This is a genomic window from Streptomyces sp. NPDC031554, assembly GCF_055580685.1.
This window is the reverse complement of the sequence record NZ_JBVIKX010000011.1, coordinates 281,829-296,921: the sequence shown is the minus strand read 5'-3', so window position 1 is coordinate 296,921 and position 15,093 is coordinate 281,829. Positions and strand designations below refer to the sequence as shown.

Below are 15,093 nucleotides of genomic sequence, written 5' to 3'. Positions count from 1 at the left end.
CGACCTGTGCGGCCAGGGCGGGATTCCGCCGTCCGACCAGGTCCCTCAGTTCCTCGAGGAGGCGGTGTGCGGGAAGGACACGCACGCCCTGCAGGTGCTCGTCCAGTACCGGGGCGTTGTGCACGGGCAGGACCTGGCCGACGCTCAACACGCCCAGCCGCCGTCGGTGCTTGCGCTTGTCGAGGGTGCGGCGGACGTGGTTGCTGGCGTTCAGCAGGGCCTCGACGGTCCGCTCGTGGATTTCGGTCCCGCTGGTCAGCTGGTTGTAGCCGTTGAGGTGGATGAGCTCCCCTTTCCGCCAGGGGACGTCCATGAGCAGCAGGACGATGTTCGCGGACGGGGGGATGCACAGGTGATACCTGGGTTCGTTCCGGCGGCCGACGCTGCGGGCGGTGAGGACGTGCCAGCCGTCCTCCGCCAGTGGCTTCAGGGCGTGAATGGTGGCCTCGACCTGCGGTGCTCGGGCGTTGGCCGCCCGGTCCCAGCGCTGTGCGCCGATCTGATGGCCGGCCAACCCGGTGACTGTGCCCGCCAGTAGGGCCCACCCGGTGCCGCCGGTGAACAGGCCGACGGCGGCGGCACCGACCAGCCCCGTGAAGACCCCGGTCCCGCCGGCCACCGCGACGCGTTGGGCCCTGGCGGTTATCGATCCGCTCATTCGTCCTCGTCCTCCTCGGATGGAGCGCGCAATACCCGGTCGGCCTGCTCGGCGACCTGTGCGGCCAGGGCGGGATTCCGCCGTCCGACCAGGTCCCTCAGTTCCTCGAGGAGGCGGTGTGCGGGAAGGACACGCACGCCCTGCAGGGTGAAGCCCTCGTTGGCGACGGGAGCGTTGTGCACCACGATGATCGGGATCACGGAAGGGTGGGGCTGGCCCCGCTCGGCGGCTTCCCGGAGCGCCTTGGTGAGCATCTTGGTCTCGAACAGGATGCTGCCGATGTCACGGCAGTCCCGCTCGCCGTGCTTGAGGACCTTGCCCTCCGCGCGGACGAGACCCTTGCTGCTCCAGTACTTCGAGTCCAGCAGGACGATGAAGGTCCCGCAGGGCGGGGCGAGCACCGCGTCGGCGTCGGCGACGTTGGCGCCGGGGATCGGGCGGGACCAGAAGCCGTACCAGTCGTCATCTCCCAGCACCGAGACGATCTCGACGGTGAGACGTTCACCGCGCCCGCCGACCTCGCACCGATCCGCTTCCTCGGCCAGTTCACGGGCCTGGCGGGCCGCTGAGGTTTCGACACCGAAGTAGCCCATGAACCGAGCCCAGAGGCCGAGCGGCCGAATCTGGGCCCGCAGTTCGTCCGCGCGGGCCTGAATCATCGCCCCCGCCCGGTCCGCGTTCATGACGCGATCCGCAGGGTGTCGAGGGCGTGCACGAGATACAGGGTGATGCCGTGGGCACGGAACTCCGCCCGGCCGGAGGACCAGCCACAGGCGCAGTTCAGCGCGAGACCGCCGTCGTGGGAGCGCCAGTCCGGGCTGTGCTGCTGCTCGCCCCACAAGGCCTGCGCGTGCTGCGGACAGGCGAAGCCGACCGCGGACGAGTGCATCCAGCCGGCCGCCTCCGGGGAGTCGGCGGTCGAGGACCGCAGGTCACGGAAGTCGAAGTCGCGTGTGCAGCGCGGGACGATGCAACGGCGGCGCAGGTGGCCGTGCTGCTCCCACTCCTCCCACGACGCGCCCAGCCCCCTGATCAGTTGGGCGAGCACGTCGTCGCCGAGGCCGTTGCGGAACTGGCTGATCGGCGTGGGCTGCTGGGTGTAAGCGGCCGCGGCGACGGCGAGTTCTTTGGCCTCGCGGATCCACTCGTGGATGTCGGCTCCGGCAGGTGTGGCCACGTGCCGCTCGATCCAGTAGGACTCACCGAGGAGTTCCGGCCCCTCACCGAACCTGCCCTGGTACCAGCGGGCGAAGTCGGCCGCCCGCTCCTCGTCGATGTCCTGGATGTACGCCAGCATGCGGGTGGCGAGAGCGGCGACGACAGCCGTCTGCATCTGCCAGCCGAAGGCGGCGGCATCCTTCGGCAGTGGAGGGAGGGAACTGCGTAAGTGGAGCTGGGCCAGGTCGGCCAGCAGGCTCCGCCCGTCGACGGGCGCGGCAGTGCCGGCGGTGTCGCTCATGCGGAGAGATCTCCTTCGCGAAGTGGTCGGTGGCACCGGCCCGTTGACGGCCCGGAGCCTGTCGCCGGCCGGTGCGAGGGGTCAGGGAGGCGCGCTGGCGCGTCAGGCGGTGGCGGGGGCCGGGGTGGCCACGCCGAGAACCCATATGGCAGTGGCGGCCACGGCCAGCAGGAGGTGGAAGCCGGCGCTCAGCAGGGCGTGTGTGAGGCGCAGGAGAGCGGAGGTCGCGCTCGCGATCGCGTCGTACGGGTCGTCGTGTGCGAGGAGTCCCAGGAGCGCGACGGAGATCAGGTAGGCGCCGATACCGGAGCCGATCTGCCACCACAGGCTGGCGTCCTGCCGTTCGGCGAGGACGGCACCGTAGCGGGCGCAGATCAGGCCGCCCAGGGCCATCAGCAGCGGGACGAGGGTGTCCGTGATGTTCTGGGCGGCCTTCCGCATCAAGGGCCTCCGTCGGTGAGAGGCCGCGCCCCCAGGGGGATTTGGGGCGCGGCCTCGGCGATGGGGACCTCGCCGGACTGTAGGCGAGGCCCCGAGGGACACCCCCACTCTAGGGATATAGCGTTGTCCATGCAACCCCAGTTTTACGGCAGGGTGGTTCTGACAGAACCGGCGCTTGGTGCTCGGGCCAGTGCGACGAGGATTCGTAGTTGGCACAAAAGAGGGGTAGTTGGCACCGGTGAATCTCGGCGCGCGAGTCTGCTGGTCAGCGGCGCGGCCGATGTACGCGCGGGACTCCTACCTGTACGTCAGTGCCAACTATCCCCTCTGAACTCGGCGCGCGTGCTAGGACACATATCTGGGACATGCGCTGGTCAGCGCCATGCCGCAGTGCCAACTACGAATCGTCGTCGCAGTCAGCCGGCCCCGGAGGCCCGGGGCTTCACCAGGTGCAGGAATGCACCACGGTGTGCGGCCGGATCCGCAACGCTGTCTGTTCCTCGACCAAACGCAGCCGGTCCAGACACTGCTCGCCGTCCCGCCCCGTGACGATGAACTGCGCCAGCCGGTCGGTGACCGTAGCGGCCTCGGGACCATGGACATAGGCGCCCAGGTGGCGAGTCCAGCGGAACCGCTCCAGCCATTCGGCACCGAGCGGAGCGCCGGTCTGGGCCGAATCGAGGTACCCGGCAGCGGGCGGATACAGGAAACGGACGGCCGCCGCACGGTGCCGGATCGGCTCGATGAGGGGTCGGCCGCCCATGGCCGCGGTGGCTGCGGCCATGGGCAAGTCGACACCGGTCGCCAACTCGACGAGCCGGGGTACCAGATCGGCGGCCAGTACGGGTTGCACGGACAGAAGGCGATACGCATGCGCGGTGAGCCGAAGGAGGATACGGACAGGGCCCCTCTTCAGTCCGACCGCCCGGACCGCGGCCGCCGCGTGCTGCCTCAGGCCCTCATCGTCGAGTAACGGGTCACCGGCGTCCACGGTATGGCCGGTCGCCGGAACGGGCCACGCGCCGGAGGTCGTACGGACGATCGCGACGATGGCGAGCCGGCCCGAGCTGTCGATGACGCCCTCGATGCTCGCGTCGGATCCGTTCTCCAGCTCCTCTACCAGGACGCCGGTACCGTCGCTGCGCGCCGAGCTGACAGCCCGATAGGCCCGGCGCAGGCCATCCGGGGTGTCGGCGCGGCAGCCCGAGGAAGGCCCCGGCACGTCCGGCCGCACCAGGACGGGATACCCGAGCACGGCGGCCTCCCGTAGGGCGGCGGTCTCGTCGGCCGTGCGCGCCGTGCGGAGCGTGGGCACCTGGGCCAGCGTCAGCAGATGCCGGGCGAAGGCGGTGTCGTGGCTGGCCCGTACGCCCCGCACGGCTGGTGCCGGCAGGCCTAGGCGCCGGGCCACCTGCGCGGCGAGGCCGACGCGGACTGCACTCGCGGCCAGGACCCCTCCCACCGGCACGATCTGTGCCAGCCGGGTCGCGGCGGAGACGACCGACGCCGGATCGCTGAGTTCACAGGGTGTGTGTCCGGCCAGGTGGCGGCGTGCCCAGTCGGGCGCGGCCTGGTCGAGCAGGATCACGCGGTGCGCGGAGGCGATCCGCTCCAGCCCGAAACCCTGGTCGTCCGGCGATCCGGCGCCCACCAGCAGCAGGGTCGGCAGAATCGACGGCGGGAGCTGGGAAGCCACTCGCAGCGGAGTAGCACGGGCGGCCTGTGGCACGGCGCTTCCTTCCTTGGGCACGGGGAGAGGGTTGTGCTTGGGCCGGGCACGCTGGCGATCCTGAGGGCGCGGGCCCGGGCTCAGCGGGCCGGGCTGGATTCGGCCCGGCGCGGGGCGGCGAGAGCCAGGCCATAGAACTGATCGGGGGCGGTGTACCAGCGCGTCATCTCCAGGCCCGCGGCCGCGAGTTCACCGGCGAGTCCGGCCGCTCGGAACTTGGCCGAGACCTCGGTGCGCAGTTCCTCGCCCTCGTCGAAGTGCACGGCCAGGCCGCCGAGTTCGCGCAGGGTGACGGTGACGTCCTTGAGCGCACGCAGTCGCATTTCGAGCCACTCGGCCTCGGCATCCCACACGGCGTGGTGTTCGAACAGGTCCAGTTCGAAGTCGGCGCCGAGCTCGCGGTTGAGCCGGGCCAGGATGTTCTTGGAAAACGCGGCCGTGGTGGAGTCGTTGTACGCGGCCACGATGGTGGACGGGTCCTTGACCAGGTCGACGCCGAGCAGCAGGGCGTCCTCGGGAGCCAGCCGGGAGCGTACGGAGCGCAGGAAGGCGGCCCGTTCCGCGGGCAGGAGATTGCCCAGGGTGCCCCCCAGGAAGATCACCAGGCGGGGGCCGGTGGACGGCGGCAGCTCGAGCGCGGTGGTGAAGTCGCCGAGGACCGGATCCACGGCGATGCCCGGGTAGGCGCTGGACAAGGCGGTGTACGCCATCCCCAGCGCGCTCGCGCTGACGTCGACGGGCACATAGTCGTACAGGGTTCCCCGCACGGAGAGCGCGTCGACGAGCAGACAGGTCTTGCTCGCGGCACCCGGGCCGAGTTCGATGAGCGTCCGCGCGCCCGTGGCGGAAGCGATGTCGGCGCTGCAGTCCGCCAGCAGCCGCATCTCGGAGAGGAATGGGTAGTAGTTCGGGAGCGCCGTGATCTCCTCGAACAGGGCGCTGCCGCGGTCGTCGTACAACCACTTCGGCGGCAGATGCTTGGGGTGCGCCGTCAGGCCCCGGCGTGCGTCGGCGCGCAGCTCGGCGCTGAGCCGTCGGGCGGTGAGGGCGTCGTCGGTGACGGTGAACATGGGGAGAGACCTCCTGTGGATCGGATGCGGTAGTGCGCGGCGGCCAGGAGCACGGTGGCGGCCGCGGCGCCGGCGGGCAGCACGGCAGTGGTCGGGGCGAGCCCCGCGGCAGCGATGCCCAGCGCGCAGCCGACGTCTAGGGCAGCCACCAGCAAGGCGTTGGCCTCCGTGACGGTGCCGGCCGGAGCGGCGGCGGATGCCGCGAGGTTGGCCGCCCCGAGTAATGGCGCCATGAAGAGGCCCGGGACGAGGACCGCCACCAGCACGGTGGTGGTGTTGACCGCCCCAGGCAGCAGAAGCCAGCCGGCCGTGAACCCGCCGGACAGCACGAGCAGATGGCGGGAGGTCGTGCCCGGCCACGAGCGTCTGCCGTACACGAGCCCGCCGAAGAAGGCGCTCACCGACAGTGCGGCCGGCAGTACTCCGGACAGCCCCGGATCGTCGAAGCGGGCGGCGGCGTCCACCGCGAGGGGGGTGAGGGCACCCATGGGCACGCCGACGCACAGCATGGCCAGGTACAGCAGCCTCAGATGCCCGGACCGCAGCGGCCCCAGCCAGTCGGCGCGCGCCCGGTGTCCTGCAGTCCACACACGGGAGGGCGGGCTCGTGATGACGAGGACGGTACCCATGGCGCCGAGCGCAGCGGTCAGCGCCACCGCGCAGTACGCCGACACCGTCGCCGCGATCCCGGCCACCGTCAGGGGCCCAATGACGTAGATCAGCTCCTGTACTGCGCTCTCCAGGGCCAACGCCACCCGGGTGTGCTCTCGGCTCGGCATCCCCTTGGCCCACAGCGCCCGGAGTGCCGGATCCAGCGGAGGCCGCGCCCCTCCAGCGATCAGCACCGCGGCGACCAGCCAGAGCGGTCCGCCCAGGCCAAGCGCGAGGAAGGCCGCACCGCTCAGCACGGCTCCCGCCGTGAGCACCGTGGTCTGCCCGCAGCGGTCGACGAGGCGGCCGAGGACCGGGCCGCCGACGGCGTTCGCCACCGGATAGAGCGCGGCCAGAGCGGCGGCCCTGCCGTATCCCAGACCGGGGGCGGTGAGCAGGAGGATCGCCAGCGGAGCCATGCCGGTCGGCAGGCGGCCGATCAGAGTGCCGACCAGCAGTCGTCCGGCGTAGGGCACGGCCAGGACGTCGCGGTAGCGGACCGCGGGCGGTGCCGCCACAGCGGGTCTGGGCGCGGTCTCAACGACGGTCATCCAGGTTCACCGGCCCGCCCGGGCCGTGACAGAGCACATGAGAGGCATGGACTTCTCCAGCAGAAGGTCAAAGGAGGCGGGGCGAACGCGCGGCGCCGGTGGGAGATGCGTGCGGCCCCAGGGCAGGCCTGCGGCGTCCGTGGGGTGCCGCCGTGACTGCGGGACCGAGCGGCCAGCGGGCGCGAGTACGGCCGCTGATCCCCGTCATGCCGAAGGCACCGCGACGGGGGCGAGTTACGGGTCAGGTCGTGGCGTAGACGTCGCTGGCTATCTCCACCTGCAGGTGATGGGCGACATCCTCGAGGCGGCTGCGGCAGTCGGCGGCCGTGTCACCGGCGACCATCCAGAAACCGAGCCGGTCGGCGAGGGTGGCGTGCGGCGGCGCCGAGACCCTGGCACCGGACTGCTGGGACAGGACGATCCGCTCCACCCCGGGCAGGCGGCCCAAGTGGGCGGGGACGCTGAGGTGGTTCAGGACGCCCGACACGGTGGGGTAGGCGAACTGGATTCCTGCGGCGCGCTGCAGCGTCGGGGTCAGCTGGGGCCGGCCGCCGGTCGCCAGGTCGGCCGCGATCTGCGCGAGGTCCAGGCCCAGCGCTCGCTCGACGAGCACCGGCAGCAGGTCTCCACCCATCCGGCCGTTGACCTCGACGATGCGCGGCCCCGTTGAGGTGAGTTTGACCTCGATACACAGCACTCCGAGGGTCAGTCCGAGTGCATGGACTGCGCCCGTGACAACCCGGGCGAGCTGCGGGTCGGTCAGCAGCGGGTCACGGGAGTCGACGACGTGCCCGTACTCCTGCGTGGTGGCCGCGCCAGCGGGTGTCGGCAGCTTGCGGGTGACCGCCAGAAGCCGGACTTCGCCCGGACCGAGGACGGCGGTCTCCACCGATATCTCCGGCCCGTCCAGGAACTCCTCGACGAGCACGCCCTGCGCGCCGTACCTGTCGAGGCCGAGGACGGTTTCGTGGGCAGCCCGCTCGAACGACGCCCGTACCTGGGGTGCGTTGTCGGCCCGCACCACACCGGCACTGCCGGCCTGGCTGCGCGGCTTGACCACGACCGGGTAGCCGATCAGGTCGGCGTGAGCGGCCGCCTCGTCCGGGTTCGATGCCTGCATCGACCGGGCCGAGGGCACCTGGTGGTCGGCGAGGAGCTGGCGGGAGAGCGCCTTGTCCCGGCAGGCCTGCATGGACTCGGGGGTACTGCCGGGCAGTCCCAGCTGCTGAGCGAGGAGGGCCGCGGTCACCACGTGGTGCTCCATGTAGGCCATGACTCCGCCCACTTCATGCTCGGCCGTGTATGCCTTGACCGCCCCGGACGTCGCCATCTGGTCGGTCAGATCGGCGCTGACGTGCCCGGTCAGGTACGGGTTCGTCCAGGCGGGCGGGGCGGAGTCGACGAGAACGACGGGCCGCACGGCTGCGATGCGAGAGAGGACGGGTTCGCGGTACTCGGCGGCGTCGCCGCCGGCCCCGATGAGCAGAATCGGTTCGGGATCGGGCACAGCAGGCCTCCACGGTCTACGGGTGTCGAGCACGGGATGGAACGGCGGGCCACAGGCGGGCGGGGCGTCAGGGGCCCGGGCGGGTGGGCTCGCGAAGGCGATGGGTGAGGACGGCCAGGGGCAGGCACGCGGCGGCGCCGAGTACGCCGCAGCCCGTCAGGGATATGGCGACCAGCTGGTGACCGCCTTCGGCGAGTGACCATCCGGCGAGCAGGGGTGCGCAGAGCACGGCGACTGCGAGGGTGGTGCCCCAGATTCCGGCGTACAGGCCGCGCGAGTGGGCGGGGGCGATGCGGTTGACGACGTCGGCGGCGCAGATGAACGCCGCGATCTCGCCGGGCACGGCGATGACCACAGCGGCGGCGTAGCCGACCGGGCTGGAGGTGAGTCCGGCCGATCCCATGCCTGCGCCCAGGAGGAGGGCGCTGGCCGCCAGGAGTCCGACCATCGGGGCGGGGCCAGCGGCACGGCGGGCGAGCCAGGGGTTCATCAGCGGTGAGAGGACCAGGACCGCGATCGCTCCGGCGACCTGGGACCAGCCGTACGCGGAGGTGGGGAGGTGGTCCTCGGCCATCATCAGCGGCAGCACCGAGTACAGGGCAGCGACCGGGATGAGTGCGCACACGCTGGCCAGCCACAGGAAGAGCAGCCGCGCATCTGTCAGTGCGGCTCGGTAACTTCCCTGCGGCACCTGGCCCTTGGACCGGGTCGGCGGCAGCACGCACCGGGCGACGACCGCGAACACCGCACACACGGCGGCGTTGATGCAGAACAGGACCGGGATGCCGACCGGTTCGGCGAGCATGCCGCCGACCGCGCCGGTGCAGGCCGCGCCCAGGTTGACAGCGAAGTGCCGCCATCCCGCGACCTTGGCCCGGGTCGGTTCGTCGGGGATGGTGTCGGCGATGACCGCGGACACGATCGGGCGGGGCGCGTCGTAGACGACGCCGGCGACGAACGCCGCGGCGGCAAGTGCGCCCAGGGCGTGGGTCCCGGCCAGGATCGGGAAGACGACCGCCGCTGCGGTCATCGCCGTGACGAGGGTGGCGCGACGGCCGATACGGTCGGCCAGCGATCCGAACGTGACCTGCCCCACCAGCCACCCGGCGCCGAACAAGGCCAGCACGATGCTTGCCCAGGACGCTCCCACGCCACGATCGGCGAGGTGGTAGGCGAGGTAGGGGTAGGTGAAGCCGCCTGCGCGGGTGATGAAGGTGCCTGCGAGGAGGGCCCAGACCGACGTCGGCCAGCGGCCCGAGCGTGGTGAGGCGGGCTCGGCTACCCGTACGACGGCGGTGGACACGCGCTCCTCCAGGCGGACATGGATGCAACGGGCGCGGGTGCTCGTCGCGGCGGGGGCGGGGGCGCCGCCCAACAGGCGCCCCCGCCCGCGGTCGAGGGCCGGTGCCGCAGAACGGGGGCCGCGGCCCGGCTCCTCGACGGGTGTCCCGGCCGGGCGGGAGGGATCCGCAGGCCGGGAACGGGTTGCGGTCTGGGACCCGGAGCTTCCGGGATTCCTCGCACGCAGGAAGAACTGACGGGGCGGGCCGGTCAGGTCGACTCGCCCCGGCGGAAACGGCTGCTTCCACGTCGGCGACGGTAGCCAGGGGACTCAGCGGTCCGGGACGGTGAATAGCATGGGTGCGTCCCGCTTTTGGTGGTTCATCAGAAATGTGCGTCCCGGCGAACGCAGGGTGCTGGGATAGGCCCGGCGGCTCCCGGGGGGCCGGGCAACGAGCAGCAGCCGCTGTTTTCATGCGCGAGCAGCACTATTCGGCCTGGTCAGGACGCTGGGAGCGGGTGCGGCCAGGCCTGGGGGCTGTCTCCCGAGGTGACGCGTGGCAGGGCGCGCGAAGGGACCCCCAGAGGGGGCGTCAGGAACACCCTGACGGTTCTGGCTGGCGCTGTGGCACTGTCGGGGCTCTTCCGACCGGAGGTCGCGATGCCGAACGGGCTCTGGACCACCCTGCTCCTGAGCTGGGGCGGGCGCGGTGAAAAGTCGCACCGGACGGCCCGGCGCTACCGATCGTTGACCAGCCGGACGGCATCCGCCCGGGTGCTGTTGGCGAGATGAGGGTGATCCGATGGCGGAAGCAGTTCTCCCGGAGGTGCGGGCCGCGCAGCGGCGCGTCATCAGCACGGTGAGGGTGTCCGGTGTGCTGAACAGCGACGGTCTCGCGCTGTGGCGCGAGACCGGATGCGGGGAGTGGAAGGCCACCGCCGCCGAGATCGGCCGGGACCTCGAGCTACTGCAGGTGCCGTACACCACCGTGACGGCCTGCCGCTTCCCGCTGGCCAACTCCCCCTTCACCCAGCTACGCCGTGGCGAGGAGGTCCGGATCGCCCGCAAGGACCTGACGCACCTGGTGCACTGGATGCCGTCGCTGGAGGTATCCATCGACAGCATCCCCGACGAGGGCCCGGGGTGGGGCTTCGCAATCTTCCAGCCGAAGGCCGAAGGTATGGCCGTGATGGACTTCGCCCTGGCGGCGGACTGGCCGGCCTGGACTGAGAAGCAGGCACGGGCAGCCCGCCTGCTGTGCGCCGAATGCGACTACGACATGCGCCAGCGCGACGGCGAGAACCGGCTGCCGTACAACATCCCGCTGCCGGAGAAGCCGAACAAGCTTCGCCTGGTGTGCGGGCGGTGCTGCAACGACGGCCTGGACGAGATGGAACGCCTGGCCGCGCTCGCCGGGCGGCTGGCATGAGCTCCGCTCAAGCCGGGGACATCGCCGGCCAGTGATTCCCCTCGCTACAGCGCGCGGCCCGGTGTGATGAGGGCCGCCCGGATCGCGAGCCATTCCGCGGGGACGCGGCGCATCTCGCGGTCGCGGAGTGCGGCCCGGGCAGCGGCCCCCTCTTCCCCTCCCTCGGCTGCAGTCAGCTCCAGCATCCGCAGGTTGAGCTTGCCCCAGCGGTCGGCCTGGATCAGTTCGAAGCACGGGGTGCACACCATCCAGTCGCCCGGCTCGAAGACTTCGGCGGGCAGATCCGGGTTGCCCATTCCCCAGCCCAGGAAGGTGTCCTTGAGGTTCATCACCACGGACGTGCCGGTGAAGACGTGCGTGGGCGGCCGGGCGTCGCAGAACCAGCACTCCTCGGGGTCGCGCGGATTCAACTGGATCGTGCGCACCGCGCCGTCGGGCAGCCTGCGCTCGTACGTCTCCAGCTTGATCTTCGCGCGCCCATCTGCGCCGTACGGCGTGATGCCGAGATCGGGGATCGTCATATCAGTCCAACGAGGCGACGCCCGGCCCCGTCACGGTGACGGGACCGCAGCGCCTGGCCACTCCGGGACGAACAGATTGGTACGTTCGGCGATGCCCCGGGGCCTGTGGCACCTCGCTGATCAGGCCGGGTGTTCATCTGCGAACCGCTCGACGTGCAGTGACGGGTGATCAGGCGATCAGGCCCTGCTCGGCGATCCGGCCCCAGGTGCCGGGGAACCTCTCCTTCTCCTTGTCCTTGATCCCGGCAGGCGCCAGCACATAGAACTGCTCGACCGTTCCGTACACCTTGTCCGGGCGGTATCGCAGGGTGACGCGATCCAGGCCGAGCGGATGCTCCACGTCGTGCTGGACCGGGCGGCCACGCTCCGCGGCCAGAGCCTTCAAGCGCTGCAGGGCGACCTGACGGCTGCCCGTGGCGACGGTCTCCACCGACCGGTCCACCGCGCCCTTGGCCGACGCGTCGTGGCAGGCGGTGCGCTTGCAGTCCTTGGGATGGCCGCTGCGCTGGCAACTCTCCCGGCGGGCCGCTCCGTAGGCCCGGCGGACGTGGTAGACCGCCCAGTCCGACTGCTCGAGCAGCGCCTCGAACTCGCCGAGCGCCTGCACCTGCCCATCGTCGCTGACCCGCTTGTACAGGGTCTCGGTGACGTACAGCTTGCTGCGCGGGTTGAGCGCCATGGCCCGGTACTCCAGCAGCAGGTCCTGCGCCGCGACGTGGGGGTACTTCCGCAGTCGTGCCAGGTGGGCGGGGCGGGAGGCGCAGACGCCGCTGAACGGGCAGAAACTGCAGTAACTCTTGCCCCAGGTGACACCGGTTCGCTCGGTCACGTAGCGGGCGATCCGGGTCCGGTCGAAGTTCTCCCGGATGAGGGGGTAGTCCATCGCGAAGGCGCCCTTGTTGTTCTTCTCGGACTTCGTCGCGCGCCGGGCCTCGTCGGCGTTGTAGCCGATGAGCTTGCCGACACGGGCGCCGGGGAAGGCCTGGCGGGCGAAGGTGTCGAGCGTCCAGGCCTTGTGGTTCATCGAGCACCGGTGACCGCCGGCGGCTGTGGGGATCGTGCCGTTGAGCAGCAGTTCGTCGCGGAGCGTGTATGGTCCTCGCCGCTCGACGCGGGTGGGGCTGCGGGTGTCCGACAGGATCGCGATTCCATCGCCTCGCTCGGGGCCGCGGCGGGAGACCTGGACGGTGCGTACCCCCAGGGAGCGCAGGCGGCCGTAGAGGTGCTTCTCGGTGTCCTGGTTGGTGTCCTCGAACTCGTCCCCCAGGATCGCGGTGACGACGACGAAGTCGGAGAAGTCCGGTGCGACACCGAACCGCTCCGGCTCGTCGAGGATCATGTGGGTGAGGCCGGTGGAGTCCACTCCGAGTCCGTGGTTGAGCGTTTTGACGTCCGCGTGCCGGAACGCGTCGAAGGTGTTGCGGAGCCAGTCGGGCGTGGGCGCGTTGAACAGCTGGAGGGTCTCGGCCTCTTCCATCACGCCTCCGGGCTCGGACGGGTTGTGTCGGTGGCGCTCAGCGCGAGGTCGGCGCTCTCCTCGTGGGTGAGGCCGGGGTAGGCCTCGCGCAGCCGGCTGAAGAGGTCGAGGGTGGTGATGTCGGGCTGGCCGGCGACCAGGTCGGCGGCGTACTGAGCGGGGGTCTGCTGGGAAGCTGTGGTCATGGCGTCTCCTGCCGCACGGGCCGGGCTCGGTGGCGTCGGCCTCGCGGGTGTTCGGATACGGCGCTGCCCGCCGCGGTTGTCGCGGCGGGCAGCGTGAGGGGGGTGGGAATCGTGCGTCAGTGGGCCAGGGGGAACGGCGCCCACAGGATCGGGGAGCCCGCGATCGTGGTGTCGAGCAGCGGGAGCTGAGAGGCGCCCGCGGCCTGTAGGGCGTACACGACGGCCTGCGGGGCGAGGCTGTCGGTCACGGGCTCGCCGAAGTTGGCGACGGCCCGGCGCACCGCGTCGTACGTGCCGGCGGAACCGGGCCGGTGGACGCCCGCGAGGTCGGCGAGGTTGTCGATCTGGGCGTCGGTCAGCATGTCGCCGTCGCCCTCCGGGTGGAGTTCTCCCTTCTGGTGCAGGTCGTAGGCCACGACGGTCATCGCGGTCCGCTTGATCGTTCGGGCGAAGTCCTGGTAGGCGCCCCGGTCCAGGCCGGCCGGGAGCAGCTGCGCGTTGAGTGGTGACATGCAGTGTCCTCACGTCGCAGGAGTGAAGGGCGGCACCCCCGATGGGCTGGTGCCGCCCTCCCATTGTAGCCGATAACGCGTTGTCTAGGCAACGTCGTTTTTGGTGGCTCCTGGCCGCATGGGAACCACTTCACCGGCATCGCGGGCGTCCTCCTGGACGCGCGCCCACATCCGGATGACGGACGCGGGCTTCAGCCCCAGGGACTCACCGATCGCCTCGGGGCTCATCCGGGTGGTGACCATCCCGGTCCGGATGGCGGCGGCCCTCTCAGGCCGGGCGAGAGGAAGCTTCTCGCCCTCCAGGGCGCGCATCGTCTTGTTCACGTCGACGAAGTCCTTGCCCGCAGGAGGCAGTTCCAGGTCGGCAGGGTGGTCGCTCGTGTCCCGTTCGGTCCAGGCCAGTGCCTCGGCCAGGGGACGGGTGGGGTCGGCCAGAGCGGCGAGCAGGACCGCCACCGTCTTGAGGTCCGAAGGGGACAGTCCCTCGAGCCGCGCGGCGAGCTCCGCGGGTGACTCCTCCCGTACGGAGAAGAGGATGTCATCGGCGAGAGCCAGCCCATCGTCCACGGCAGCGGAGTCGTGCTGGTCGTCGGTGACGAGCGGAGCGCGTCCCAGCATCCGGCGTGCGAGCCGGGCCGTGGTCTGCGTCGCACCGTCGCGGGTCGCGATCTCCCACACCAGATCCGGTTGTCCCAGTGCCTCGGCGGCGATGTCCTGGGCCATCTCGGCGTCGTAACGCCCCAGGTCCTTTGCGTCGCGTACCAGAGCAGCTCGCTGAGGCCCGGTCAGCGCCGCCCGTACGCCCTCCCTGGCGGCGTGAGCGGCCGCCTCGCGGCGAAGCGCATCCCGCAGGCAGGACCCCAGCACGGGGCAGCGCAGGCAGGCCGCACGTGCGGCGTCGATGTCGGCGTGGCTGTCGCCCGCCCACACATCCCGCTCCGCACCCACGCATACGGCCTGGTCGCGCCACGTGTTGAGCGCTGTCAGAGGCTGAGTCCGTGTCGTCATGCCGCGCTCTCAGCTTCTGTGGCGAGCTCGCGAGCCCGGCGGATGCTCAGGACGTGCACGCCGAGCAGGTCGGCGATCGTCGTGTCCGGGGCGTGGGCCGCCGTGAGCGCCGAGACGAAGTCGTGGTGCTGCGTGGCCACCACGTACGCCGGTCCGCGGGCTCCCTGCGCAACCATCGGCACCTCGATCCCGATCCACCAGAGCGCCAGCCGGATGGTGCCGCGGCTGACAGCTCGGTGCTCGACCCTCCCGATGGCGGTGGTGACCTCGTCCAGCGTGGGGCAGGTCTTCGCGGCGTAGCGCAGCTTGCCCGCCCACCAGGGCTCCAGCAGGGCGGCGGCCTGGGCGCGGTCGGCGCGCTCTCCGGCCTGCTCGGCGTAGAAGAGGGCGGCACGTTCGGTGTCGGTCAGTCCGCCGAGAACGGACGTGTCGGGCTTGCTGGTGAGGTCGCGGTCGACGCAGGTGATGAGCAACGGGCAGGAGCGGCAGACCCCCCTGAAGACGCGCAGAGCTTTGGCGGAGGCCTGGTGGCTGAGTTCGGGATCGACGCGGCTGCACGTCGGTGTCGGCGTCGATGCGGGGCGGGGGACGGACTGCAGGGGACGGGACATGG

At 71.2% G+C, this 15,093-nt stretch carries 16 protein-coding genes; 1 reads left to right on the top strand and 15 read right to left on the bottom strand.

Annotated features, from left to right (window positions below):
- The 9 genes from ACZ5FU_RS27180 to ACZ5FU_RS27140 all read right to left on the bottom strand — a co-directional run.
- Positions 1–658 (bottom strand): hypothetical protein (locus tag ACZ5FU_RS27180; protein ID WP_469047204.1); only part of this gene is annotated, 658 nt, incomplete at its 3' end.
- Entirely contained in the window at positions 655–1,341 is a 687-nt protein-coding gene (locus ACZ5FU_RS27175) for a hypothetical protein (protein WP_469047203.1), read from the bottom strand. The genes ACZ5FU_RS27180 and ACZ5FU_RS27175, both read right to left, overlap by 4 nt.
- A complete protein-coding gene (locus ACZ5FU_RS27170) occupies positions 1,338–2,117 on the bottom strand; it encodes a hypothetical protein (RefSeq protein WP_469047202.1) in 780 nt (259 codons plus the stop codon). Before ACZ5FU_RS27170 ends, ACZ5FU_RS27175 begins: the two co-directional genes overlap by 4 nt.
- Positions 2,118–2,219: 102 nt before the next feature.
- Entirely contained in the window at positions 2,220–2,558 is a 339-nt protein-coding gene (locus tag ACZ5FU_RS27165; RefSeq protein WP_469047201.1) for a hypothetical protein, read from the bottom strand.
- A 442-nt stretch (positions 2,559–3,000) separates the two neighbouring features.
- Positions 3,001–4,254 carry an ATP-grasp domain-containing protein gene (locus ACZ5FU_RS27160; RefSeq protein ID WP_469047200.1) on the bottom strand — a complete coding sequence of 418 codons (1,254 nt, stop codon included), beginning with the start codon at positions 4,252–4,254 and terminating at the stop codon, positions 3,001–3,003.
- Positions 4,255–4,367: 113 nt separating this feature from the next.
- Positions 4,368–5,357, bottom strand: a complete 990-nt coding sequence (gene egtD / locus ACZ5FU_RS27155) for an L-histidine N(alpha)-methyltransferase (protein ID WP_469047199.1) — start codon at positions 5,355–5,357, stop codon at positions 4,368–4,370.
- Complete coding sequence (locus tag ACZ5FU_RS27150) at positions 5,279–6,559, bottom strand: MFS transporter (protein WP_469047197.1); 1,281 nt, start codon at positions 6,557–6,559, stop codon at positions 5,279–5,281. Before ACZ5FU_RS27150 ends, egtD begins: the two co-directional genes overlap by 79 nt.
- Before the next feature lie 241 nt (positions 6,560–6,800).
- Positions 6,801–8,066, bottom strand: coding sequence for an ATP-grasp domain-containing protein (locus tag ACZ5FU_RS27145; RefSeq protein WP_469047195.1), 1,266 nt, complete (start codon positions 8,064–8,066; stop codon positions 6,801–6,803).
- A gap of 67 nt (positions 8,067–8,133) precedes the next feature.
- A complete protein-coding gene (locus ACZ5FU_RS27140) occupies positions 8,134–9,369 on the bottom strand; it encodes an MFS transporter (RefSeq protein WP_469047193.1) in 1,236 nt (411 codons plus the stop codon).
- A 781-nt stretch (positions 9,370–10,150) separates the two neighbouring features.
- On the opposite strand from ACZ5FU_RS27140, the gene ACZ5FU_RS27135 reads away from it, so the two are divergent.
- The gene (locus ACZ5FU_RS27135) at positions 10,151–10,777 is read left to right on the top strand and encodes a hypothetical protein (protein WP_469047192.1); all 627 of its coding nucleotides are present in this window, start codon (positions 10,151–10,153) and stop codon (positions 10,775–10,777) included.
- A gap of 44 nt (positions 10,778–10,821) precedes the next feature.
- Here ACZ5FU_RS27135 and ACZ5FU_RS27130 read toward each other — a convergent pair whose 3' ends face one another.
- From ACZ5FU_RS27130 to ACZ5FU_RS27105, 6 genes are all read right to left on the bottom strand, one after another.
- A complete protein-coding gene (locus ACZ5FU_RS27130) occupies positions 10,822–11,298 on the bottom strand; it encodes a hypothetical protein (RefSeq protein WP_469047190.1) in 477 nt (158 codons plus the stop codon).
- Between the two features lie 169 nt (positions 11,299–11,467).
- Positions 11,468–12,775 carry a hypothetical protein gene (locus tag ACZ5FU_RS27125; RefSeq protein WP_469047188.1) on the bottom strand — a complete coding sequence of 436 codons (1,308 nt, stop codon included), beginning with the start codon at positions 12,773–12,775 and terminating at the stop codon, positions 11,468–11,470.
- Positions 12,775–12,960: a hypothetical protein gene (locus ACZ5FU_RS27120; RefSeq protein ID WP_469047187.1), complete on the bottom strand. Its 186-nt coding sequence runs from the start codon at positions 12,958–12,960 to the stop codon at positions 12,775–12,777. The genes ACZ5FU_RS27125 and ACZ5FU_RS27120 overlap by 1 nt, the downstream gene beginning before the upstream one ends.
- 116 nt (positions 12,961–13,076) lie before the next feature.
- On the bottom strand, positions 13,077–13,472 hold the full coding sequence (locus ACZ5FU_RS27115; protein ID WP_469047186.1) for a hypothetical protein: 396 nt from the start codon (positions 13,470–13,472) through the stop codon (positions 13,077–13,079).
- 84 nt (positions 13,473–13,556) lie between these two features.
- Positions 13,557–14,480 (bottom strand): WhiB family transcriptional regulator, encoded by a 924-nt coding sequence (locus ACZ5FU_RS27110; RefSeq protein WP_469047184.1) that lies wholly within the window; start codon positions 14,478–14,480, stop codon positions 13,557–13,559.
- On the bottom strand, positions 14,477–15,091 hold the full coding sequence (locus ACZ5FU_RS27105; protein ID WP_469047183.1) for a WhiB family transcriptional regulator: 615 nt from the start codon (positions 15,089–15,091) through the stop codon (positions 14,477–14,479). Before ACZ5FU_RS27105 ends, ACZ5FU_RS27110 begins: the two co-directional genes overlap by 4 nt.
- Positions 15,092–15,093 lie beyond the last annotated feature (2 nt).